Source organism: Blautia sp. HCP28S3_G10, assembly GCF_052065235.1.
In the GTDB taxonomy this organism is placed as follows: domain Bacteria; phylum Bacillota; class Clostridia; order Lachnospirales; family Lachnospiraceae; genus Blautia_A.
Map to the genome: position 1 here is coordinate 25,663 of NZ_JBQHUL010000028.1, position 23,811 is coordinate 49,473.

Here is a 23,811-nt window from a genome sequence, read left to right on the forward strand (position 1 = left end):
AACAACAATCCCACCCTTCTTCAGAGGGGTGGGATTTGCACCGTCAAAAAGGAATTTTATCATGAATAATAAAAAGAATCTTAAAATGAAACCTGTAGGCAGCGAATATATGGAACAGTACAATGCGCTGCTTCGTTATGTATTTCAGGTAACTGAGCAGGAACTCAGTTCTATAGGCTGGCAGGAGAGAGAAATTATCCGGGCAAAATTTCCAACAATGGAAAAAGCAGATGTTATCGGGTGGTTTGATAATGATACCCTGGTTTCACAGGTAGCTGTCTATCCTATGAAGGTACGAATCTTTAACAGGACATACTCGATGGGTGGACTCACCGGAGTGGGTACTTATCCGGAATATTCCAATATGGGCCTGATGCACAAGCTTCTTGAACAGGCACTGAAAAACATGAAAGCAAGAGGTCAGGATATCTGTTATCTTTATCCATATTCTATTCCATATTACAGAAGAAAAGGCTGGGAAATCATATCTGATAAAATATCCTATGAAATTAAAGACTATCAGCTCCCGAGAAATCATCAGGTTCCGGGAGATGTGCGGCGTGTGAAGACAGAAAGCGATGAGCTGAAAGAGACTTATGAACGCTATGCAATGCGTACGCACGGTGCTATTCTGCGGGATGATCTTGCATGGAATGAATACTGGTTGTGGGATTCTGATGATATCATGGCGGCAGTTTATTATAATGAAAAAAATGAGCCGGATGGATATGTGATTTACTGGATTGCAAATGAAGTATTTCATATCAAGGACATGATCTTTAATAATGAAGATGCACGTACAGGTCTCTGGAATTTTGTTTCTGCACATTTTTCCATGATCAATCAGGTAGAAGGAGATACATATACAGATGAGCCGCTAGCTTTTCTTCTGGAGGATGCCAGCATTAAAGAAGTGATTTCCCCGTATTTTATGGGAAGAATTGTTGACTTTGTTTCATTCGTGGAGAAATATCCTTTTAAACCCAGTGTTCTGGACAGAGAGTGGAAATTTACCCTGATCGATCCGGTTATGGAATGTAATCAGGGAAGCTTTCATCTGACTATTTCGAGGGAGGGCCAGGGTCAGGCTATGCGTATCATGGAACCCTGTGAAGATAAGATCAGTATTCAGACAATGACTACTATGCTTATGGGATATAAACGACCGGAATATCTGGCAAAAATCGGTCGGATCCAGGCAGCAGAGTGGACAATTGATATGCTGGAAGATGCTATAGAGCAGCAGACACCGTACATATCTGATTATTTTTAACATAATATATAGCAAGAATTCTCCTTCCTCTACAGGTTGGAGATGAATTGCATGAAACAATATATGAAAAAAGTGTGATTTATTTATATATTTTGTTTCGGGTGTTGACAAGATAATTAACAAGTGTTATATTACAAATAGAACAAGAAAGGTGGAAGGGATGCGGACTTGATACTGCATCTCTTTTTTCATAGTAAAGCGGAGGTGGCATTATGGCTAAGAGAGATTATTATGAGGTTCTTGGAGTCGGAAGAAACGCCGACGCAAAAGAAATCAAACGTGCATACAGAAAACTTGCCAAAAAATATCATCCGGATATGAATCCGGGAGACAAACAGGCAGAACAGAAATTCAAGGAAGTTACAGAAGCATATAATGTGCTCAGTGACAGCGAGAAAAAGAAACTGTACGATCAGTATGGTTTTGCAGCTTTCGAAGAAGGCTTTGGCGGAGCTGGCTCACATGGCGCAGGTAGCCAGGGCGGATTTGGCGGTTTCGATGGAGGCTTTAACTATAATCAGGGTGGCAATGGAGGTTTCCACGAATATCACTTTGAAGGCGGTAATATGGATGATATGGAAGATATTTTTGGAGATCTGTTTGGAAATATGTTCCATGGACAGAAAAGCAGTGGTTTTGGCGGAAGCGGATTCCACAGTCAGTATGGAAGCAATTTCGGAGGCAGAAATGCCAGTGCAAAAGGCAGTGATCTGAGGTCAGAGGTGAGCGTTAGTCTTGAGGAAGCGGCATTTGGCTGTGAACGTATGATAAGGCTTTCGGATCCGTCAGGCAGCGGCGCAGTTCAGACACTTAAAGTGCACATACCGGCAGGTATCGAAAATGGAAAGAGTATTCGTCTGAAAGGCAAAGGAAATCCGGGATTCAACGGTGGACCGGCGGGTGATCTTTTCCTGAAAGTCAATGTGGCAGAAAAACAGGGATTTGAACGAAAAGGCATGGATATTTATACTACGGTTGAAGTGCCTTTTACAACAGCAGTATTTGGCGGAGAAGCCAGAGTATCGACGTTATATGGTGATGTGATCGTCAGAATACCTGAGGGAACACAGTCCGGCAGAAAAATCCGTCTGAGAGGAAAAGGAATCGTTTCAATGAAAGATTCATCTGTGCACGGAGATCAGTATGCTGTTGTACGGATCAAAGTTCCGGCAGATCTGAGTCCGGAAGCAAAAGCAAAACTGAAAGAATTTCAGAATATATACCAGAATGATCAGAAGAAAAGAAGAGGAAGCGTAGCATAACAACGCTTCCTTTTTCAGTTTTTTCTTATTTTTCCTTAAGACTTTATTAGATTCATGAGAAGATATTGTGAAAAATTTATAAAATGAGATATTTTCGGCATTTTATGGATTGATTATCTGAAATGATAGGGTTATTATAAGGGTCAGAAAAATAATGTTCCAGTAATGTTTTTTCCGGTTTGACCGGAAGTATGGAAAGGTGATATTTTGAATTATCTGAAGAAATCAAAACATTTGTGGATTATTCCGGTGTATGGGATTTTTTATATGTTATCATTTATGCTTATGGAGAAAAGCGATGTAAAGATCCATCTCATTCATTCTCTTGCAGATGACCGGATTCCATTTTGTCAGTATTTTATTATTCCCTATGTTCTGTGGTATTTTTTCCTGATCGGGACAGTTATTTATTTTGCGTTGTTCTGCCCGAGCAAAAAGGAATATTATCAGTATCTGGGAACGCTGGGAATTGGTATGACGTTATTCCTTCTGATTTCCTATATTTATCCGAATGGACAGAACATGAGACCCGACCTGACCGGTGATGGTATATTTATCAGTGCAATACGTTTCCTGTACAAAATAGATACGCCTACGAATATTTTTCCAAGTATGCATGTATTTAATGCAACTGCAAGCTGTGTGGCATTGTTCCAGAATGAGAGATGCCGCAGAAACAGGATTTTTACAGTTGCACAGATTGTTCTTACAGTATCGATCGTATTGTCCACAATGTTCCTGAAACAGCACAGTGTTGCTGATGTTATGACAGCTCTTATATTGAATATTCTGTGCTATCAGCTGTTTTACAGGATCATTCCTGCAAGACGGGCGAAACTGGAAAAGATTCTCACGCGAAAAGAAATATTTACAGTGCCGAATCTGCTCAGCAGTCTCAGGCTTTGTCTGGCAATTGCATTTCTCGGAATCTGTCAGAGATATGGTTTCAGAGAAAACAGAAGCCTTCTTGTAATGATTATTCTTGTAGCAGCGGTAACTGATCTGGCTGATGGAAAAATTGCAAGAACATTTCACCAGGTAAGTAAAGTTGGAAGGGCACTGGATCCTCTTGCGGATAAGGCAATGCAGGGTGTAATGATCGCCTGCCTGATGCCTTATTATCCGCTTGCCGAGCTTGTTCTTCTTCTGCTTTTTGTGAAAGAACTGATGACTATGGCAGCTGGCTGGAAGGTCATCATGGAAACAGAGGCTGACCTTGAGGCACAGTGGCACGGTAAACTGAATACGGTAGTTACTTATATTGTTGTATTGATCCTGACGGCAGGAGCAAGACTTCCATATTCCACAGCAAATGTACTGATTGGAGCGTGCGCGGTGTGCATGATCATGTCTTTTGTTATGTATATGTCAGACTTTCGCAGGATACTTGCTGCAAATGGTCTGGTGAGAAGCAGTGTTCAGAGCAGATATGACGGTGGATGGATGCAATGATCTACCGGAGTTCCTGAATCTGGTCAAGAAGTTCCTGACGTCTGTTCTGGAACTGTAATCTGTCACAGTGGCGGAAATATGCATCACAGCCACAGTCACTGATAAATTTTACAGCAGCAGTATTTCGTGAAAGATCTGCCGTGAGGAAAAGAAGTTCCGGTCCGTTACCGAAGGCATTTTCTATAAAATCAAATCCGAGTTCCAGAGCGTGAGAAGTTCTGGATTCCTGATCCTGTTGGATCAGCAGATATTTATTCTGTTGATCCAGCAGGATTTTTTTTATGGAATCAGGAGTACACAGATGGGCCTGGCGTATTTTGTATATGCATTTGTTCAGAATTTGTATCAGCTGCCCGGAGATTTTTTCCTCTGACGGAGAAATAAGGCTCTTTTCCTGCTGTATCTGAAGGGCATGTTTCCGGGCATTGGTAAACTGTTCCAGAGTTTCTCCACGGTCAAGGGCAGAAGAAACCTGCGCTGTAAGTTCTGAGAACTGTCTGTTAAACTGTTCATTACTTATGTACTCAGAAAAATATGTGTTTAATCCTTCCAGTATCAGCCCGCAGACAGTGATGCGTTCATCGGAAGAGGCATTGCGGGAAAGCTGGATACAAGTTCTGGCAGTATCCGGATCCAGTTGTCCTGATAAGAGCTCTGTAATATGATAATCCTGCTGATAACGGGCATACAAGCCATAATACGCAGCAAAATCTTCCGCAATTTCAGAATCCTGAATATACTGAAGGATCAGATCTTTTGTGACAGGGTACTGTAAATTTTCGTAGCCATACAGGATTGAAGAAAGATCTTCCCATCCTCTTGCAGTTGCAAAATATAGCTGACCGGAATGATTTTTCATGTGATAAAAATACTGTGGTTTCAGACTCAGATAAGACAAAATGACAGGGTGAATATCATGGCTGTAGGCATATTCCTTCCAGATATTCAGGTCCGGTTCTACATCAATTCTTTTTATACGGTCGAGGGTTACGATATCAAACTCTCTTGCTGAAGGGTTATATTCAGGAGGATTTCCGGCAGCAACAATAATCCAGCCTTCCGGAACAGAATGAGTGCCAAATTTTTTGTTCTGAAGAAACTGCAGCATGGTTGGAACCAGTGTTTCAGAAACGCAGTTAATCTCATCAATAAAAAGGATTCCTTCTTTGAATGCATTCTTTTCAATGGATTCATATACAGAAGCAATAATTTCACTCATAGTATATTCTGTGACGGAATATTCTTTTCCCTGATAATTTTTGTGGCTGATAACCGGGAGACCAACTGCACTCTGGCGTGTGTGATGAGTAATGGTATAGGCAACAAGACCAATACCGCATTCTTCGGCAATCTGTTCCATAATGGCAGTTTTTCCGATACCCGGAGGTCCGATAAGAAGGACAGGGCGCTGGCGCACAGAAGGAAGAAGGTAATGACCGTTATGGTCTTTTTGAGTATAAATATGGACTGTTCGCATGATTTCTGTTTTTACATCTTTTATATTCATGAGTTTTTCTCCATTTTCGAATCCAAGGTAAGCCTGATCGCCCAGTCAGGAACTTTCTGGTGTGATTTTTTTTCATTATAAAATACAAAGGCAGTTCGATAGTCTGTAGGATTTTCCGGGTAAATACCGTCACCATCTGTAAAATAAAGAAGGCCTTTCAGTTTCTTGAGCTTTCTGTCTGAACGAAGTTTTTCAACATACTGAAAAACCGGGCGGAAGTCTGTGCCGCCTCTTCCGTGTATGCTGAGATTTTTCATATAATTTTTCCAGTCGTTTTCGCAGGTTATATGTGTTACTTCCTGTATAAAACTGTCGCACTGGATGATATAAACATTCATTTTGCGGAAAAAATTTTCGTGGTTGCTTAGAATGCCATAGGTTTCTTCCATAAACCTGCGGACTGTTTCTACAGAGCAGGAACCGGAAGTATCAATAGCGATAACAAGCTCCTCAAGCCGGTTGACTTCTTTATATTCCAGATACTCTATGAGCGGTATGTTTCCATAATGTTCAAGACCATAAAGGTACGGAATGTAATCAAAGCTGGCAGTGTCGGTCTGAAGTTCTTCTCCAGGATGTGCAAAAGCCTTCAGAAAATGCGTGAAATCGTGAGTTTCCGGATCAGAGACAGAAAGTTCGTATTCCTGATCACCGGGGGAGGTTCCACGGCTGTTTTTTCCATAACTTCCTGATCCGGAGGAGGCAGAAAGTGAATGCAGGGTCAGAGAAATTTCAGAGAGAAGATCATCAGTGGGAACGGGGTTCCAGAACTGGTGATCGTCCCAGAAAGTGGAGAAACTGGTTTCTTCCTGTCCTGAAGTTTCTGTATATTTTCTGTAGAATTCATCTGGTGAAGCAGGTGGATATTTATGCTGAAAAAACTGTTCGACTGCAGTGTCACAGGCGGTTTTCCACTGTAACCGGTCAGATGGCTGTTCTATGACAAGGTGCAGAAAAAGACAGTGACAGAGTGTGTGCAGCAGAAAATATTCCAGTTCCTCCGGTGTATTTTTGTATGTATGAATGATAAAATCCGGGCAAAAATAAATGACAGAACCATCCGTTCCTGCTGTCTTAGTTTGTGAAGATTCCTGAAAAGAAAAATGCCACAGGAGATTTCGCAGGTGAGGATATTTTACGGAAAGCTGTTCCCGTGACAGATCCCAGATATCTTTATACAATGAGCCAGAAGAACTGTGCTTTGGAGATACCGGAACGTTATGTTTTTGCTGCAGGAACCAGACAAGGATTTCCAGATGCCCTGTATGGGAAGCTTCTGTGATAAAAGCATCCAGAAGCTGAGGCGTAAGTGTGGAAGTACTGCAGAGTTCTTTTATTTCTGCGAGATTTCCTGTCCGGATCAGCTGTATTACAGCAGGACGGAAACGCAGCTTCTGTTGATTCATGAATGCCTCCTTTCTGGATATGAGCAAGCTCACTTGGTCAAAATCCATTCCAAATCATCTTCGGTGATGAGATTTTGTCCCGTATGTCTCGGGATATTACCTGTGAACAGTTACCTTTTAACCCTTGGTATCAGTGTAACATTTCCAGACCTGTTGTCAATAAAAGAGAAATAGGATATAATGATGGAAGTAAAAAAAATAAAAACGGCAATAAAAACAGCTAAGATAAATTATATGGAGGGTTACATGGAAAACGTATTTATTATGGATCATCCGCTGATCCAGCACAAAATTTCAATGCTTAGAAACAAAGATACAGGAACAAACGAATTCCGTAAACTGATCGAAGAGATTGCTGTACTTATGGGATTTGAGGCACTGAGAGATCTTCCAACAGAAGATGTAGAAGTTGAGACACCGATTGAAACATGTATGACACCAATGATTTCAGGAAAAAAACTGGCAGTTGTTCCGGTTCTCCGTGCTGGTCTTGGTATGGTGAACGGGATTACCACACTTGTACCATCCGCAAAAATCGGACATATTGGTCTTTACAGAGATCCTGTAACACATGAACCCCACGAATATTATTGCAAACTGCCTGACCCGATCGACCAGAGACTGATCGTACTGACTGATCCGATGCTTGCAACAGGCGGATCCGCAATTGCAGCTGTTGATTTTATCAAGAAACACGGCGGCAAAAACATCAAATGTATGTTTATCATTGCTGCTCCGGAAGGTCTGGAAAAACTCCGAAAGGCTCATCCGGATGTACAGATTTACATCGGACATCTTGACCGTGAACTGAACGAAAATGCGTATATATGCCCTGGACTTGGAGATGCAGGTGACCGTATTTTCGGTACAAAATAATTATCTCAATCGGAGGTAATACACCAATGACAAAAAAACAGCTGGCGCTGGAAGTTATAGACAGACTGAAAAAAGAATATCCGGATGCAGATTGTACGCTGGATTATGATCAGGCGTGGAAACTGCTTGTCAGCGTGCGGCTGGCGGCACAGTGTACAGACGCAAGAGTGAATGTTGTAGTAGAAGATCTATATGCAAAATATCCGGATGTTGCATCACTGGCAAAAGCAGAACCAGAGGAAATTGAAGCAATCGTACGGCCATGCGGACTTGGCAAAAGCAAGGCGCGGGATATCAGTGCCTGTATGAGGATTCTTCATGAACAGTATCATGATAATATTCCAACAACATTTGAAGAACTTCTGAAACTTCCAGGGGTTGGACGCAAGAGTGCAAATCTGATCATGGGAGATGTATTTGGAAAACCGGCAATTGTCACAGATACTCATTGTATTCGTCTCAGTAACCGTATTGGTCTTGTGGATAATGTGAAAGATCCACGTAAAGTTGAGATGGCATTGTGGAAAATTATTCCGCCTGAAGAGGGAAGTGACTTCTGCCACCGTCTTGTATATCATGGAAGAGAAGTCTGCACAGCAAGAACCAGTCCGCATTGTGAGCGATGCTGCCTGGAAGATATCTGTCAGAAGAATATATAAGATGGCAGAGCCGGAAACTTTGAACAGTTACAAAATAATAATTCCCTGTGACTCCCCGTTTTATGACGGGGAGTTGCACATTATCAGGAGAAAATATATGAAATATGCAATTATAGGAGCCGGGGGAACCGGCGGCACACTTGGCTTTTATCTCACAAAAGCGGGAAAAGATGTAACACTGATCGCAAGGGGAAAACATCTTGAAGCAATACAGAAAAACGGACTTACCATGGAACGGCTCTGGGATAAAAACACAGAGACCCTCTCTGTGAAAGCCAGCAGCGAAGAGGAATATCAGGAAACGCCGGATGTTGTACTTCTCTGCGTAAAAGGTTATTCAGTAGAGTCTACAATACCGCTGATAAAGAAAATAGCAGGAAAAGATACGGTGGTTATTCCGATTCTTAATATTTACGGAACCGGGGGAAAACTTCAGAAACAGCTTCCGGAGCTGACTGTCACAGATGGCTGTATTTATGTATCTGCAAACATAAAAGAGCCGGGAGTACTTCTCCAGCATGGCAGTATTCTTCGGGTTGTCTTTGGTACACGGACACCGGAAGAAGAAACAGAAAAGATGCATGAGATTGCAGCAGATATGAAGTCGGATGATATTACAGTAATTTTATCTGATGATATAAAAAGAGATGCGATGACTAAATTTTCCTACGTTTCACCAGCTGGAACAGCCGGTTTATACTGCAATGCAGTAGCGGGAGATTTCCAGAAAGAGGGAGAATCAAGGGAAGTCTTTAAGGAACTTATCAGGGAGATTGTTGCTTTATCCCATGGAATGGGAATTGAATTTCAGGAAGATCTCGTAGAAAGAAATATGAAAATTTTATCCGATCTGCCGCCAGAAACAACCACTTCCATGCAGAGGGATGTACTGGCACATCATCAGTCCGAAATGGATGGCCTTGTATATGAAGTTGTACGTCTCGGCAGGAAGTACGGCGTTTCACTGCCGACATATGAAAAAGCAGCAAAGTATTTCAGGGAGCACGTTGAACAGTGAAGTATATAGCAGATCTGCACATTCATTCTCATTATTCAATGGCGACAAGCAAAGATCTTGTGCCTGAGAAACTGGATCTCTGGGCGCGAAAAAAAGGAATTGCCCTTGCAGGTACAGGAGATCTCACACATGAAGGCTGGCGCAGAGAATTATATGAAAAGCTTGAAAAAAAAGAAAACGGTTTTTATCAGCTGAAGAAGGAATACCGGGAATCAGGAAGTGGAAAATGGACAGATGCATATCCACAGTTTGTGGTTACAGGAGAGATCAGTTCCATTTACAAAAAGAACGGAAAAACAAGAAAAGTTCACAATGTGGTTATCTTTCCTGATCTTGAGTCAGCAGAAAAACTTGCCGCCAAATTGGAAAAAATAGGAAATATTCATGCAGACGGCAGACCAATACTGAAACTGGACTGCAGGGATCTTGTGGAAATGGTGAAGGATTCCTGTGAAAAGGGAATGGTAATCCCAGCTCATATCTGGACACCGCATTTTTCTGTATTTGGACAGAGATCAGGATTTGATTCGCTGGAAGAATGTTTTGAAGATATGACTCCGTATATTCATGCTCTGGAAACAGGACTTTCCTCTGATCCGGATATGAACAGAACCTGGTCTGCCCTTGATGAATATCAGCTTGTATCCAGTTCCGATGCACATTCACCATCTAAGCTGGGAAGAGAAGCTACACTTTATGAAAGTGAGTTTTCTTATGACGGACTGAGAAATGCAATTGAAACAGGAGAGGGCCTGGCAGGGACAATTGAGTTTTACCCGGAAGAAGGCAAGTATTATGATGACGGACACAGAAAGTGCCATTTCTGTGCTGCACCGGATCAGGCAGTGAGCCTGAATAATATATGCCCTGTCTGCGGTAAAAAAATGACTATGGGAGTAAACCACAGAATTTATGAACTGGCAGACAGGAAACAGGAAACAGAACACCGTAAAGATTATTTCGAAAGCCTTGTCCCGCTTCCGGAGATCATTTCCGAAGTGACAGGTGTGTCCACTTCAAGCAAAAAGGTAAATGGCATTTATGAAAAAATGCTGGAAGAATTTGGAAGTGAATTTGATATCCTGAGGCGGATTTCTCTTGCAGAAATCCAGAAGGCAGCAGGTGAGAAGATCACAGAAGGAATCCGGAATTTAAGGGAGGGAAATGTGACACGCATACCGGGATATGACGGTGAGTTCGGGAAGATACGGGTGTTGTGAAGAAAAAATATAAAGCACCTGCATCGAAAAATAATAAAATCAATTAATCCGATGCCTAAATTGGCATATATTAAAAAATTTTGCATCGAAAAAAGGGAAAAATATCCAAATCGATGTTCAAATCTCAATATATGGCGAAATTCGGCATCGAGAACAAGAAAAATTGATTAAATCGATGTCAAATATTTATAACAGACAAAATTACAGCATTGATATGAATTTTGTCCATAGGCAAAAGGCAGAAATCGTATGGATTTCTGCCTTTCATTATAGGAATTTATCTGTGGTAAAAAAAGGGAGATTAGTTAATGTCAGCTTTTGATATCAGCATTTGGTGAAATACATGGAAATACCCTGTCCACCGCCGATGCACATGCTGATCATTGCATCTTTCTTGTCTGTCCTCATTAATTCATAGAGAACTTTTACGGTAAGGACGCAGCCTGTTGCACCGATTGGATGTCCGATGGAGATACCGCCGCCGTAGATGTTGACTTTGTCTTTATCAAGACCAAGGTCTCTTCTTACAGCATAAGCCTGGCTGGCAAATGCTTCGTTAATCTCGAACATGTCGATATCTTTCAGGTCAAGACCAAGTTTCTTGGCCAGTTTTTCGCTGGAGAATTTCGGAGAGTAGCCCATCAGTTCAGCATCAAAACCTGCAACTGCGAAATCAACGATTTTCAGTTTTGGTGTAACACCAAGTTCTTTGGCTTTGTCTGCAGACATAATAACAACTGCAGCAGCGCCATCGTTGAGGCTGGAAGAGTTGCCGGCGGTAACAGTTCCGCCTTTTACGAAGCATGGACGGAGTTTTGCCAGTTTTTCAAGGGTCTGGCCTTCTCTTGGACCTTCATCTGTATCAAAAACAGTTACATTACCTTTGCGGTCTTTTAATTCAACAGGGAGAATTTCATCTTTAAATTTTCCTGCTTTGATAGCTGCTACGGCACGCTGATGACTTTCCAGAGCAAATTCGTCCTGCTCTTCTCTTGTTACGTTGTATTTCGTTGCCACGTTTTCTGCAGTTACACCGTTATGGTTTCCATCCAATGGCCAGGTCAGGATATCGATGACTCCATCCTCGAATACTTTGTGTCCCATACGCGCACCCCAGCGGGCATCTTTTACATAATACGGAAGCTGAGAAATATTTTCTGCACCTCCGGCAACTACTACATCAGCCTGTCCTGTCTGAATTTCCATAACAGCGTCAGCAATGGACTGTAAGGAAGAACCACACTGTCTGTTTACAGAATAAGCGGTTGTTTCTTTGGGCATGCCGGCTTTCAGGCTGATCGCTCTTGCTACAAATCCGTTTTCTGCAATCTGTCCAACCTGTCCGATAATAACTTCATCAACGTCTGCAGGCTGGATTCCTGCACGGTTAACAGCTTCTTTTACAACCATAGCACCCATATCAATGGCAGAAACACCTTTCAGGCTTCCACCGTAACTTCCTACAGGGAGACGTACACCACTTACAATTACTACATCTTTCATTACTCTTTTTCCTCCATATTTGTGATAAAATTCAGTCTGAATCAGTTTTATTAAACGATCATTCCGCCGCCAACGTTGATAACTTCAGAAGTGATATAAGCAGCTTCGTCAGATGCAAGGAAAGCAACCATGTTTCCAACATCAGAAGGTTTACCTGCATATCCCATAGGAATTCTCTGCATCATGCTGTCCCATGCAGCGCCGTCATTTACTTCTTTCAGTTTAAGAGTCATATCTGTTTCGATGAAACCAGGGCAGATAACATTGCAGGTAATGCCTTTGCGTGCGCTTTCACGTGCAGCAGTTTTTGTAAGACCCACAACACCTGCTTTTGCAGCAGCATAGTTAGCCTGACCGATATTTCCAAGCCAGCTTCCGGAAGAGATGTTGATGATACGTCCGCTTCCCTGTGCACGCATATGTTTCAATGCTTCCTGTGTTCCGAAGAATACACCTGTAAGGTCTACGTCGATTACCATCTGCCAGTTTTCTACAGGCATTTTGTGGAGCATACCGTCACGGTTGATTCCTGCGTTGTTTACCATGATATCCAGAGTTCCATATGTGTCGATGGCGTATTTTATCAGAGCCTGTACTTCTTCCTGTTTGGAAACATTTACTGCGAAAGCAGAAGCAGTGCCGCCTTTTGCCACGATCTCTGCAACTGTATCATCTGCTGCAGCCATGTCTGCGATAACTACTTTGGCGCCTTCTTCAGCAAGTTTCATTGCGATTCCTTTTCCAAGGCCACGTCCGGAACCGGTTATGATTGCTACTTTGTCTTTTAATCTCATGATAATCCTCCTTGAATAATCCTTTATTTATATTGAATTTTTAATGGTTACGAATAAGATCTTTTAGTCCATATGGAATTGCTTCTGAGAAGATCGCCGGATTCATTTCTTTCAGATTTTCGCTTATGACAGGTTTGAATTCCATCAGGTCAAGAATCTGAGTCTGAAGATCAATTCCAGGTGCAATTTCTGTAAGTACAAGTCCCTCAGGACGGAGTTCAAATACAGCACGCTCTGTAACGTAGTGCATTTTCTGCCGCTTTTCTCTTGCAATCTTTCCGTTGTAGGAAATCTGCTGTACTTTATTTACAAATTTGATGAGGCTGCCTTCTTTGTTAATGTGGAGATGTCCGTCTTCAAAAGAGCAGTCGAGTCCTTTTCCTGTGAAGGAAGAGCAGAAGACAACATGTTTGGCATTTGTTGTGATATCAATAAAACCACCGGCGCCTGTAGGATTCGGGCCAAGTTTTGTTGCGTTAACATTTCCGTCAGGATCAATTTCGCCTGCGCCCATGTAGGTCACGTCTACACCAGCACCGTTGTAATAGTCAAACTGGTCATCGTGCCTTAATAATGCAAAGTTGTTTTTGGCGATACCAAAATCAACACCGCCCATAGGAATACCGCCGTAAATACCGGATTCTACGGTAACAGTAACGTCATCACCGACACCTTCTTCAGAAATGATAGGTCCTACAACATCATTCGGAATACCGGTTCCGACATTCAGAACATCATCTACATGAAGTTCCATCAGGGCACGGCGTCCGATAACTTTACGAAGATTCATAGGAAGGGCGTCAGAATCAGAAACGGGTACTTTAATATCTCCACAATATGCAGGATCAAAAGCAAAACTGTGCGTCTGACGATGATCTTCCTCCGGATTCGGACACATAACAACTGCATCAATAAAGATTCCCGGAACAGTAACACGTTTACAGTGAAGAGAACCGGCTTTTACTTTGTATTTGGCCTGGGCGATAACCTTGCCGCCGAATTTCTTGCAGGCCATAACAGCGGAGAATACTTCCAGCTGCATAGCTTCTTCATCTGTAGTAAGGTTTCCCATTTCATCTACGTAAGTTCCACGGATAATACAGTAGTCAAGCGGAATCGGTTTATAACGCATGTATTCTTCACCGTCGATCGTGACAACATCAACAATGTCAGGTGCATCTTTTGTGATGGCATTCATTTTTCCACCATCAATACGGGGATCAATGAAAGTTCCAAGTCCTACTTTTGTGATTTTTCCAGGTTCACCACCAGCCATGCTTCGATACAACTGTGCAAACTGCCCCTGTGGGATGCAGTAGGCAAGAATTTTATTTTCTGCAATAAGCTTCATCATACGTGGCTGTAATCCCCAGTGACCACCAATGATGCGGTGCAGCATTCCCTCATGTGAAAAATGCTGAATACCTCTGTCTCGATCGCTTTGTCCACAGGAATGAACCAGTGTAAGATGATTTGGACTTCCTGTTTCGAGAAAACGATTTTCGATGGCTTTTAGAATAGTTTCAGATGCGGAAACCAGAGTCATACCTATTGTTGCGATGGTACTGTCGTCTTTTATCATAGCTGCGGCTTCTTCACCGGTTAAAAATTTTGGCTTTTTCATAGTGCCCTCCTGTCTTATTTATTGATTTTGACTCGTAGCTGTGAGGTTACTGAACAGTTACGAACATTTTTCGAATAGCACGTTTATTTACCTTTCCGTTAGGCGTAAGTGGAATTTCATCAGTGATAAGTATCCGCTTCGGGATTTTGTATTTTGCAATTTTTTTGTGGAGCAGTGCCTGGATCTTCGCTTCGTCCAGATTGCTTCCAGGATCAAGCTTCACAAGAGCTGCTGCGACTTCACCGTAAACTTCGTCCGGAATACCTACAACGGCTGCTTCATTTACACCTTCCAGTTTATAAATCTCATTTTCTACATCAAAGCTGCAGATTTTTTCTCCGCCGCGGTTGATCATGTCTTTTTTTCGGTCTACTACGAACAGATAACCTTCTTCATTGAAATATCCCAGATCACCGGTTCCGAGCCACCCGTCTTTCAGGGAAGGAGTATCTATTTTATAATAAGAAGTAAGAACTACATTACCGTAGATCCATATCTCGCCAATCTCGCCGTCTTTCAGCGGATTTCCGTTATCATCACGGATTTCGAAAACAGTTCCTGGAACTGGAAATCCGGAAGATCCAATGTAAGGACTGGTACTTGCATCACCTGGGAAAATAGTAGCCGGAGATGTGGTTTCCGTGAGTCCGTACACTGTATGAAATACAGAATGTGGAAGCCAGTTATGTATGGCTGTCAGTTTTTCTTTTGGCATATTGCTGCTTCCGCATGCGAACTGTTTCAGCGTTGGAAGAGACGGAAAAGAATCCTTTTCTTCCAGAAGCATGGAAAATACTGTAGGCGATGCGTGCAGAAACGTAACATTATGATCTTTTACACACTGAAGTACCCGCTTTGCGTTGAAAATTTTGTGCAGATACAGGGTTCCTCCGCAGTGTACAAACAGACCAAGGAGCGCAACCATTCCTGTAACATGATAAATGGGAATAGGAATCACAGAAACATCATCGCTTGTGATGTTCAGGATTTTCTGATAAGTGGTCACGGCGTTCATAATATTGTAGTTTTTGATTACGACACCCTTGCTCTGAGAAGTTGTGCCTGAAGTGAACATGATGATCGCATCATCAAAAGGATCATTGAATACAGGACTTTCACTGTCAGACTGATAAGCTTCCAGTCCGTAACCTTTTTCAATATCGGAACAGGCAATACGGTGAATGCCCTGAGTTTCAAATTCTTCAAACCAGCCATAAAAGTCCTGATCACAGATAATACAGCTCACGTCGGCTTTTTCTATCAGAGAATCGACTTCCTGTTTTTTATATTTGCTTGGAAGAGGAACGGTTACGGCTCCAAGTTTTAATAATGCGAGAAAAGCTACGCAGAATTCCAGACAGTTGTACATCATCAGAGCAACGTGGCTGTTTCTTTTAATGTGAAGTTCCTGATGAAGATAAGAAGCAAAAGCATCTGTCTTTGCCAGCAATTCTGTATAAGTACAGGGGCGATCGTAGTTATCTACGATTGCTGTTTTGTCTGGAAAGGAATTTGCTGTGTTGCGCAGGGTTTCGTAAAGACTGCTAACTGTATTTGAGTATAAAGAAACAGTTCTGTTAAAAACCGGCAACATTGTGTCTGTCATATCATATGAAAAGATACCTTTCCATAAATCGTTTCCGGAATGCATAGGCGCCTCCTTTGAGAAATCGGTTTCGTTATATGAGTTATATTATTGCATTGGGAAAATAAAGTCAATCTGTAGAATTGCACGAAAATAAAAACAAAAATTAGTAAAAAATAACAAAGTAAATAAAAAAGACAAAATGATAGTTGATTTCTATGTGCGAAACGACTATAATCACATTATCAACAAACGAAAACGCTTTCTGCCAAAAAAAAGAAATCATGAATCTCAATATGAAAACGTTATCTGAAAAAGAAGGGAGGATACGAGTAGATATGGAACTTGACTTAACAGGTAAAAAAGCCATTGTAACAGGTGGTGGACGTGGATTATGCAGAAGTATTGCGGAAGCATTACATGATTCAGGTGCCGAAGTTATTCTGGTTGGCAGTTCTGGATCAGCAGTGCAGGCAGCGGAAGAAATGAATGTACATGGTGCAAATGTATATGCAGTAACAGGAAATCTCGGAGACAGACAGGAAATTACATCTATATTTAATAAATGTATGGAACTGTTTGATGGAAGAATAGATATTCTTGTTAATGGTGCAGGGGTTCAGTTCCGCAGTGATGCAGTTGATTTTCCGGCTGAAGAGTGGGAACGTGTATTATCCATTAATCTGAGTGCAGTGTTCTATTTATCACAGATGGTTGGAAGGGTAATGATTGAACATAAATATGGGAAAATTATCAACATTGCCTCTATGACTTCTTTTTTTGGTAGTGAACGTATTCCGGCATATACCGCATCAAAAGCAGGAATTGCTCAGCTGACCAAAGCTCTTTCAAATGAATGGGCGAGATCAGGTGTAAATGTAAATGCGATAGCACCTGGTTATATGGCAACAAAACTTACGCAGGATATAAAAGAGAAAAATCCGAAACAGTATCAGGAAATAACTTCCAGGATTCCCGCAGGCAGATGGGGAACTGGTGATGATCTGAAAGGTCTGGCTGTATTTCTGGCTTCTGATGCATCAGCGTACATTTCTGGGGCAGTCATTCCAGTCGATGGAGGGTATTTAGGAAAATAAGGAGGGAAAACTGTAATGAATACTGGAATTTTAATACAGGCGATTGTCAACGGTATCATGGTTGGCGGAATTTATGCCATGATCGGTATGAGCCTTAATATGATTTTCGGTGTTATGAAAATCGTTAACTTCTGTCAGGGTGAACTTTTGATGGTAAGTATGTATATTACATATCTGTTTTACTCTGAACTTGGTATAGAACCATTTATAGCGATTCCGCTGGTTGCAGTGATTATGTTTGCACTGGGTGCTCTGATCCAGTCCACACTGATCACAAGATCTATTAAAGAGGATGGAGACCAAAACGTACTCTTCCTTACCTGCTGTCTTGGAATTTTTCTTTCAAATACAGCATTGTTACTTTTTAAATCAGATTACCGTACAGCTGAGAGTGTTTTCTCAAACAAAATTGTTACTATCGGAAATATGAATATTAGTGTACCGAAATTACTTGGTTTTGTAGTTCTCTGTATCACAACAGTTCTTATTTTCCTTATGCTGTATCATACAAAAATCGGTAAACAGATTCGTGCAACATCTCAGAATGCTATTGGTGCACAGGTAACTGGTATCAAAACAAAAGTTGTTTATGCATGTACATATGGCCTTGGCGCAGCAATTGCAGGTATTGCAGGTGCATGTCTGATGTCATACTATTATGTATATCCGGCAGTTGGTAATATCTACGGAACCCGTTCATTTATCGTTGTAACTATGGGTGGTCTTGGAAGCGTTGTAGGTGCTTTCTTCGGTGGAATTGGTCTTGGAATCATGGAAACAGTTGGTTCAGCAGTAGTTGGTGCAGCTTTTAAGGATACTCTGGTATTCATAGTATTCATTTTGATTTTGGTAGTAAAAGAAAATCTGAATATTAAAAAGAGAAAGGGGTAAGTGAGATGAAAAGGAAATTTGGAATCCGTCAGATATTAGTGCTTGCATTAATTCTGATATGTGCAATCGTTCCGAGTTTTGTAAAAACACCATATATGTTGGGTATTTTTGTAACTACTTTCTATATTGGCTGTGGAACTCTGGCATGGAGCGTACTTGGAAGCCTTACCGGCGAAGTTTCTCTTGGACATGCAGGTTTTATGGGACTTGGTGCTTATATAGGAGCGCTTCTTATGAATAACCACCACATTACACCGTGGGTTGGAATGATTATCGCATTTGTATTTGTAGGACTTCTGGCAGCCTGCCTTCTGGCTCCGTGTTTTGTCCTTTCTGGTTCTTATTTTACACTTGTAACAATTGCATTTTCAGAGGCATTCAGAAATCTTTTTACAAACTGGGATTATGCAGGAAAAGGACAAGGTATCCTGGTTCCTCTGAAAGAACAGGGAATATATAGTATGCGTTGGGCATCAAAAATTCCATACTATTATATAGCGCTGATCATGTTTGTTCTGTTTTATATTATTCTTCGCAAGATTGACAAATCAAAACTCGGATATGCATTAAAGACTATCAGAGAAGATGAAGAAACTGCAAATGCAGTAGGAATTAATCCTTTTAAATACAAATTCATTGCTACATTCATCAGTGCAGGTCTTATCGCAGTAGTTGGTGTATTTTATGCAAACTATATCGGATATATCAATCCTGATATTATGAAACAGTCACAGGCACTGAACTATGTAATGCCAGCTATCATCGGTGGAATCGGAAGTATTACAGGACCTCTTTTAGGTGCAATTATTCTGACACCTTTATCAGAATTTCTGAATGCATCTCTTTCCAGTATCGCAGGTGGATTAAACCTGGTTGTTTATGCAGTGATCGTAATTGCAGTTATTGTTTTCCGTCCAACAGGTATTATGGGCTGGTATGATCACAGCAAATTTAAGAAAAATGTTAATGCAAAATTAGACGCTGTTGACGCAAAACTGTTTGGAAAGAGGGGGTGAGAAGATGGCAGAACTATTGGAGATCAAAAACCTTTCAAAAAACTTCCACGGACTGAAAGCGGTAAGTGATGTAAGTTTTACTGTAGAAAAAGGCAGTATTACAGGAATGATCGGAAGTAATGGTGCAGGAAAAACAACTGTATTTAATATGATCAGTGGTGTTCTGACACCTTCCAGCGGTTCCATTATTTATCAGGGAAAAGATATTACCGGAACAAAAGCATGTAAATATACCGGAATGGGAATTGCAAGAACTTTCCAGATTATGAAGCCACTGAGAAATATGACAGTTCTTGATAATGTTGTTTCCGGTGCTATTTTCGGAAGAAAACATCTCGGAACAGCAGAAGCAAGAGAATATGCAGCAGAAATTCTTGAATTTACAGGACTATACGACAAAAAAGATCTTTATCCAAAGGATATGGGTACTCCGTATAAGAAACGTCTGGAAGTAGCCAGAGCTCTGGCTACAGATCCGGAACTCCTTCTTCTTGACGAAGTTATGGCAGGTCTGAATCCTACAGAAACAGATGAAGCTGTAGAACTGTTCAGAAAGATCAATGATCAGGGAACAACAATCCTTCTGATCGAACATATCATGCGAGCTGTTGCAAATCTTTGCCAGAAAGTTGTTGTTATGCATCATGGTGAAAAAATAACCGAGGGTACACCTGAACAGGTTATGAACGATCCATACGTAATTGAGATATACCTTGGAAAGGAGGAAGACTGATGGCTGAAAATTATTTCCAGGTAGATAAGATCAGCGTTAAATATGGTGATATTCAGGTTCTGTGGGATATCAGTTTTGAGGCTGCAAAAGGTGAAATTATTGCGCTGGTAGGAAGTAATGGCGCCGGAAAAAGCACAGCAGTAAAAGCTACCAGCGGACTTGTAAAAACATGCGGGGGAAAGATTACATTTGATGGTCAGGACGTTACGGGCGGAAATTGCAGAAGTTTTATCGACCACGGCATTATACTCTGTCCTGAAGGTAGACAGCTTTTTCCACAGATGACAGTATATGAAAATCTGGAGATGGGTGCCTGCAGTAAAGAAGCAGAGGCAAAGAAAAAAGATACGATCGAAAAGATTTATACATGGTTTCCGAAACTAAAAGAAAGATCCAAACAGCTGGCTGGAACTTTGTCAGGTGGCGAACAGCAGATGGTTGCCTTTTCAAGGGGTATGATGGGGTTACCTAAATTGTTAATGATGGACGAACCGTCACTTGGTCTTGCGCCTACGATCGTAGATGATATTTTCAAAATCGCAAAACGTGTTGCAAACGAATCAGGCCTTACGATCGTGCTTGTTGAACAGGATGTAAGAAAAGCACTTAAATTGGCGAACAGAGGCTATGTACTTGAAAATGGTGTTATCAACATCAAGGGAACGGCAGAAGAACTGCTGAACAATGATGAAGTAAAGAAGGCATATCTGGGAATTTAAAAATTTAATATGTATTTTACCCGGAATTGGGCCGGGCGAAAATAAAAAAATGGAGGGTTTTTATATGAAGAAAAAGGTAGTAGCAGTCACAATGGCAACAGCAATGATGGCTTCCTCACTGGCAATTGGAGGAGCAACAGTTTATGCGGCAGATGATCCGATCGTAATTGGTGCTGTATATCCAATGACAGGAGATCTGGCTGACTCCGGTAAGACAATGCAGCAGGGAATCGATATGGCTATTGAAGAAATCAATGAGGCCGGTGGAATTGACGGACAGGAAGTTCAGGTAATCTACGGCGATTCCAAGGGTGATTCCGCTACAGGTATGACAGAAGCAGAAAGACTTATCACACAGGAAGATGTTGATGTTCTTATCGGCTGCTATCAGTCAGGTGTTACTGTAACAGTTGCTCAGATCGCTGAGCAGTACGGTGTTCCGCTTATCACAGCAAACGCTACATCCGATGCTCTTACAGCAAACGGATATCAGTACTTCTTCAGACTTGCACCGACAAACATGATGTTTGTACGAGATATGGTTGACTTTATCAAAGATGCATCTGAAAAAGACAGTAATGTTGCAGGCAAATCCGTAGCTGTATTCACAGACAACTCTGAAGTTGGACAGCAGACATGTGAATGGGCTAAATACTGGGCAGAAGAAAACGGTATTGATTATCTTGGAGAAATTCTTTATACATCAGGTGCTGCAGACCTTTCCTCAGAAGTTCTTCAGCTGAAATCCATGAATCCGGATGTAGTTATCGCAGACAGCTATGTATCTGATGCAATTCTGTTCACAAAGACTCTGAATGAGCAGGGTTACAATCCAAACATGATCATCTGTAAAGGTAACGGATTTACAGAAGCCGCTTATCTTGATGGTGTTGGCTCACTGGCAAACGGAATCGTTGTTGCAACAGAATTCGTTGTTGGTTCCAAAGGACAGGAAGTTACAGACAAATACAAAGAAAAATACGGTGAAGATATGAACGGTCATTCCGCAGAAGCTTATACAACTACATGGGTTCTGATCGATGCATTTAAGAACATCAAAGAAGCCGGTGGCGAAATCGGAAGAGATTCCATCAGAGATGAACTTGCTCAGATCAAGATTGACAAAGAGTTCTCAAACGGCCAGGAAATTATTCTTCCATACGATACAATTTCCTTTGAGGAAGATGAATTTAATGGAAGTCCATATCTCAATCAGAACCTTTCTGCAACTCTGACTGTTACACAGATTCAGGATAAGCAGTATACACCAATTTGGCCATATGACATCGCAGGAGCAGATCTGGTTTACCCGGCTGAATACAAATAAGAATAATAAAATATATGTTTATTAAAAAGTAAGCTGAACAGGTGAAATCATAATACAGATTTGGTAGAGTGGTTTCACCTGTTTTTTGTTGTAAATACAGGGTATTACGGGCAAAAACAGGTTGATTTTAGAAGATGGATAATGTAAAATTTAAATAAAAGAGGTTTAATGTATGAAAAACGGCAAATATAGTATTTCTGATGTAGCAGAAATGCTGGGCGTTTCAAAGTCAACAGTTTCCCGTGTGATTAATGGAAATACAGGCGTTGGTCCTGAACTTCGAAAAAAAGTTATGGATTTTGTAGAAGAAATAGGATATCAGCCAAACACAATTGCGCAGAGCCTGAGTAAAGGACATATGAATATTGTTGCATTGATATTGGGAGATGTAAGAAACCCGTTTTATGCAGAACTTGCATTTAAAATTCAACAGATTTTAAATAATCAGGGTTATATGGTAATGACACTGAACAGCGAATACAACATTGAACGTGAACTTGAATTTTTAGGATTGACTGAACAGTTTAATTTTGCCGGTCTGATTTTGATAACAGCTCAGGAAGAAAAAATTGAAGAGAAATTAAAAATGATGGATATCCCTAAAGTTTTGGTTAACAGGATTCTGCCTTCGTATACAGGTGATTCTGTCCTGATTGACAACTTTCAGGCGGGGTATCTGGCAGTTATGCATCTAATCGAACTGGGACACAGACATATTGGATTTATTAAGGGTCCAGGAGTGTCTTCTGCGTCCAGTCAGCGTTTTGCAGGATACAGGCAGGCAATGCAGAATTATGGGCTGCCATTTGAAGAGAATTTTGTATTTGAAAGTGATTTGAAATTAGAGACAGGAAGAAGTCTGGCTGATGCTTTTTGCAAACTAGAAAAACATCCAAGTGCAATGGTAATAGTTAATGATATGACTGCGATTGGTTTTATGGATGGCTGCAGAAATGCAGGAATCCGTATTCCAGAAGATCTGTCAATCGTAAGTTTTGATAATATTGCAATGGCGTCCATGTATGGTATTGAACTGACGACAATCAGTCAGCATGTAGATGAAATGGGCGAAAAAGCGGCGCATCTGATGTTGAAACAGCTCAATGACAGAGATGCGAAGCCGGAACGTATTATCATGGAACCTACATTAATTGTTCGAAAAACGACATGTGAGCATACGGAAAGTTAATTTATAATATTATCAACAGAAAGTGGTGGCATAATAAATGCGTAAAATGAAGCGGGTGGAAGATTCCCGAACAGAAAATACATATCTTATCATGAAAAAACATATTAACTGCTACGGCAGGCTTTTTGGTGGTGTGCTGATGCAGTGGATTGATGAGATGGCAGGAATTGTAGCCCGTCGTCATGCTGGCACTATTGTTACAACTGCCTGTGTGGATAATCTGAATTTTAAGGCGGGAGCTTATCTCGGAGATGTGGTTGTACTGATCGGGAAGATGACATATGTTGGCCGGACTTCTATGGAAGTCAGAATCGATACTTATGTAGAAGATGCTGATGGAACCCGTAAGATTATTAACCGTGCGTATGAAGTTATGGTAGCACTTGATGAGAATGACAATAAGGTGGAAGTGCCGGGACTGATCGTAGAAACAGAAGCTGAAAAGGCAGAATGGATTGGCGGTGAAAAACGATACGCATTACGTAAAGAACGGCGAAGAGAAGGATATTGAGAAATAATGATGAGGCTGCAGGAAGTTCCTGCAGCCTTCAGACTGTAGACAAACTTGGTGTTGGGTGTTATGCCCAGCACCATTTTTCTTTTAAAACTTCTTTTCTTTTTATTTTTTTCAAAATCAACAAAAATCTGGCTGTATTCCAG

General features: G+C 41.2%; 21 protein-coding genes. 15 read left to right on the plus strand and 6 right to left on the minus strand.

Annotated features, from left to right (window positions below; translation table 11 throughout):
* Window positions 1–61: 61 nt before the first annotated feature.
* From ACTNB8_RS11630 to ACTNB8_RS11640, 3 genes are all read left to right on the plus strand, one after another.
* Complete coding sequence (locus tag ACTNB8_RS11630) at window positions 62–1,273, plus strand: GNAT family N-acetyltransferase (protein ID WP_441054836.1); 1,212 nt, start codon at window positions 62–64, stop codon at window positions 1,271–1,273.
* 212 nt (window positions 1,274–1,485) lie between these two features.
* Window positions 1,486–2,535 carry a DnaJ C-terminal domain-containing protein gene (locus tag ACTNB8_RS11635; RefSeq protein ID WP_441054838.1) on the plus strand — a complete coding sequence of 350 codons (1,050 nt, stop codon included), beginning with the start codon at window positions 1,486–1,488 and terminating at the stop codon, window positions 2,533–2,535.
* Window positions 2,536–2,802: 267 nt separating this feature from the next.
* Window positions 2,803–3,987: a CDP-alcohol phosphatidyltransferase family protein gene (locus ACTNB8_RS11640; protein WP_441054840.1), complete on the plus strand. Its 1,185-nt coding sequence runs from the start codon at window positions 2,803–2,805 to the stop codon at window positions 3,985–3,987.
* Between the two features lies 1 nt (window position 3,988).
* Here the strand turns inward: ACTNB8_RS11640 and ACTNB8_RS11645 are convergent, their stop codons facing one another.
* Complete coding sequence (locus ACTNB8_RS11645) at window positions 3,989–5,494, minus strand: ATP-binding protein (RefSeq protein ID WP_441054842.1); 1,506 nt, start codon at window positions 5,492–5,494, stop codon at window positions 3,989–3,991.
* Window positions 5,491–6,900: a vWA domain-containing protein gene (locus tag ACTNB8_RS11650; protein ID WP_441054844.1), complete on the minus strand. Its 1,410-nt coding sequence runs from the start codon at window positions 6,898–6,900 to the stop codon at window positions 5,491–5,493. The genes ACTNB8_RS11645 and ACTNB8_RS11650 overlap by 4 nt, the downstream gene beginning before the upstream one ends.
* Window positions 6,901–7,146: 246 nt before the next feature.
* Here ACTNB8_RS11650 and upp point away from each other — a divergent pair, with 246 nt between their 5' ends.
* From upp to ACTNB8_RS11670, 4 genes are all read left to right on the plus strand, one after another.
* The gene (gene upp, locus ACTNB8_RS11655; RefSeq protein WP_296156460.1) at window positions 7,147–7,776 is read left to right on the plus strand and encodes a uracil phosphoribosyltransferase; all 630 of its coding nucleotides are present in this window, start codon (window positions 7,147–7,149) and stop codon (window positions 7,774–7,776) included.
* Window positions 7,777–7,802: 26 nt separating this feature from the next.
* The gene (locus tag ACTNB8_RS11660) at window positions 7,803–8,435 is read left to right on the plus strand and encodes an endonuclease III domain-containing protein (RefSeq protein ID WP_296156458.1); all 633 of its coding nucleotides are present in this window, start codon (window positions 7,803–7,805) and stop codon (window positions 8,433–8,435) included.
* 97 nt (window positions 8,436–8,532) lie between these two features.
* Complete coding sequence (locus tag ACTNB8_RS11665) at window positions 8,533–9,453, plus strand: ketopantoate reductase family protein (protein ID WP_441054847.1); 921 nt, start codon at window positions 8,533–8,535, stop codon at window positions 9,451–9,453.
* Entirely contained in the window at window positions 9,450–10,673 is a 1,224-nt protein-coding gene (locus tag ACTNB8_RS11670; RefSeq protein ID WP_441054849.1) for an endonuclease Q family protein, read from the plus strand. The genes ACTNB8_RS11665 and ACTNB8_RS11670 overlap by 4 nt, the downstream gene beginning before the upstream one ends.
* Before the next feature lie 324 nt (window positions 10,674–10,997).
* On the opposite strand, the gene ACTNB8_RS11675 is transcribed toward ACTNB8_RS11670, so the two are convergent.
* From ACTNB8_RS11675 to ACTNB8_RS11690, 4 genes are read right to left on the minus strand one after another with little or no spacing between them, the layout of a single operon-like run.
* Window positions 10,998–12,176, minus strand: coding sequence for a thiolase family protein (locus ACTNB8_RS11675; RefSeq protein ID WP_441054851.1), 1,179 nt, complete (start codon window positions 12,174–12,176; stop codon window positions 10,998–11,000).
* 50 nt (window positions 12,177–12,226) lie between these two features.
* Window positions 12,227–12,970, minus strand: coding sequence for a 3-oxoacyl-ACP reductase FabG (gene fabG, locus ACTNB8_RS11680; RefSeq protein WP_441054853.1), 744 nt, complete (start codon window positions 12,968–12,970; stop codon window positions 12,227–12,229).
* 40 nt (window positions 12,971–13,010) lie between these two features.
* Window positions 13,011–14,594, minus strand: coding sequence for an acyl CoA:acetate/3-ketoacid CoA transferase (locus tag ACTNB8_RS11685; RefSeq protein ID WP_441054855.1), 1,584 nt, complete (start codon window positions 14,592–14,594; stop codon window positions 13,011–13,013).
* A gap of 46 nt (window positions 14,595–14,640) precedes the next feature.
* A complete protein-coding gene (locus ACTNB8_RS11690) occupies window positions 14,641–16,245 on the minus strand; it encodes a class I adenylate-forming enzyme family protein (protein ID WP_441054857.1) in 1,605 nt (534 codons plus the stop codon).
* A 272-nt stretch (window positions 16,246–16,517) separates the two neighbouring features.
* Here ACTNB8_RS11690 and ACTNB8_RS11695 point away from each other — a divergent pair, with 272 nt between their 5' ends.
* The 8 genes from ACTNB8_RS11695 (at window position 16,518) to ACTNB8_RS11730 (ending at window position 23,662) form a co-directional block, all read left to right on the plus strand.
* A complete protein-coding gene (locus tag ACTNB8_RS11695; protein ID WP_441054859.1) occupies window positions 16,518–17,276 on the plus strand; it encodes an SDR family oxidoreductase in 759 nt (252 codons plus the stop codon).
* A gap of 15 nt (window positions 17,277–17,291) precedes the next feature.
* Window positions 17,292–18,167: a branched-chain amino acid ABC transporter permease gene (locus ACTNB8_RS11700; protein WP_296156418.1), complete on the plus strand. Its 876-nt coding sequence runs from the start codon at window positions 17,292–17,294 to the stop codon at window positions 18,165–18,167.
* A gap of 5 nt (window positions 18,168–18,172) precedes the next feature.
* Window positions 18,173–19,183 carry a branched-chain amino acid ABC transporter permease gene (locus tag ACTNB8_RS11705; protein ID WP_441054862.1) on the plus strand — a complete coding sequence of 337 codons (1,011 nt, stop codon included), beginning with the start codon at window positions 18,173–18,175 and terminating at the stop codon, window positions 19,181–19,183.
* A 4-nt stretch (window positions 19,184–19,187) separates the two neighbouring features.
* Window positions 19,188–19,916, plus strand: a complete 729-nt coding sequence (locus ACTNB8_RS11710; protein WP_441054864.1) for an ABC transporter ATP-binding protein — start codon at window positions 19,188–19,190, stop codon at window positions 19,914–19,916.
* Window positions 19,916–20,635: an ABC transporter ATP-binding protein gene (locus ACTNB8_RS11715; protein WP_441054866.1), complete on the plus strand. Its 720-nt coding sequence runs from the start codon at window positions 19,916–19,918 to the stop codon at window positions 20,633–20,635. Before ACTNB8_RS11710 ends, ACTNB8_RS11715 begins: the two co-directional genes overlap by 1 nt.
* Window positions 20,636–20,699: 64 nt before the next feature.
* The gene (locus tag ACTNB8_RS11720; RefSeq protein WP_441054868.1) at window positions 20,700–21,962 is read left to right on the plus strand and encodes an ABC transporter substrate-binding protein; all 1,263 of its coding nucleotides are present in this window, start codon (window positions 20,700–20,702) and stop codon (window positions 21,960–21,962) included.
* 172 nt (window positions 21,963–22,134) lie between these two features.
* Window positions 22,135–23,151 (plus strand): LacI family DNA-binding transcriptional regulator, encoded by a 1,017-nt coding sequence (locus tag ACTNB8_RS11725; RefSeq protein WP_441054870.1) that lies wholly within the window; start codon window positions 22,135–22,137, stop codon window positions 23,149–23,151.
* A gap of 37 nt (window positions 23,152–23,188) precedes the next feature.
* Complete coding sequence (locus tag ACTNB8_RS11730) at window positions 23,189–23,662, plus strand: acyl-CoA thioesterase (RefSeq protein WP_441054872.1); 474 nt, start codon at window positions 23,189–23,191, stop codon at window positions 23,660–23,662.
* Window positions 23,663–23,811 lie beyond the last annotated feature (149 nt).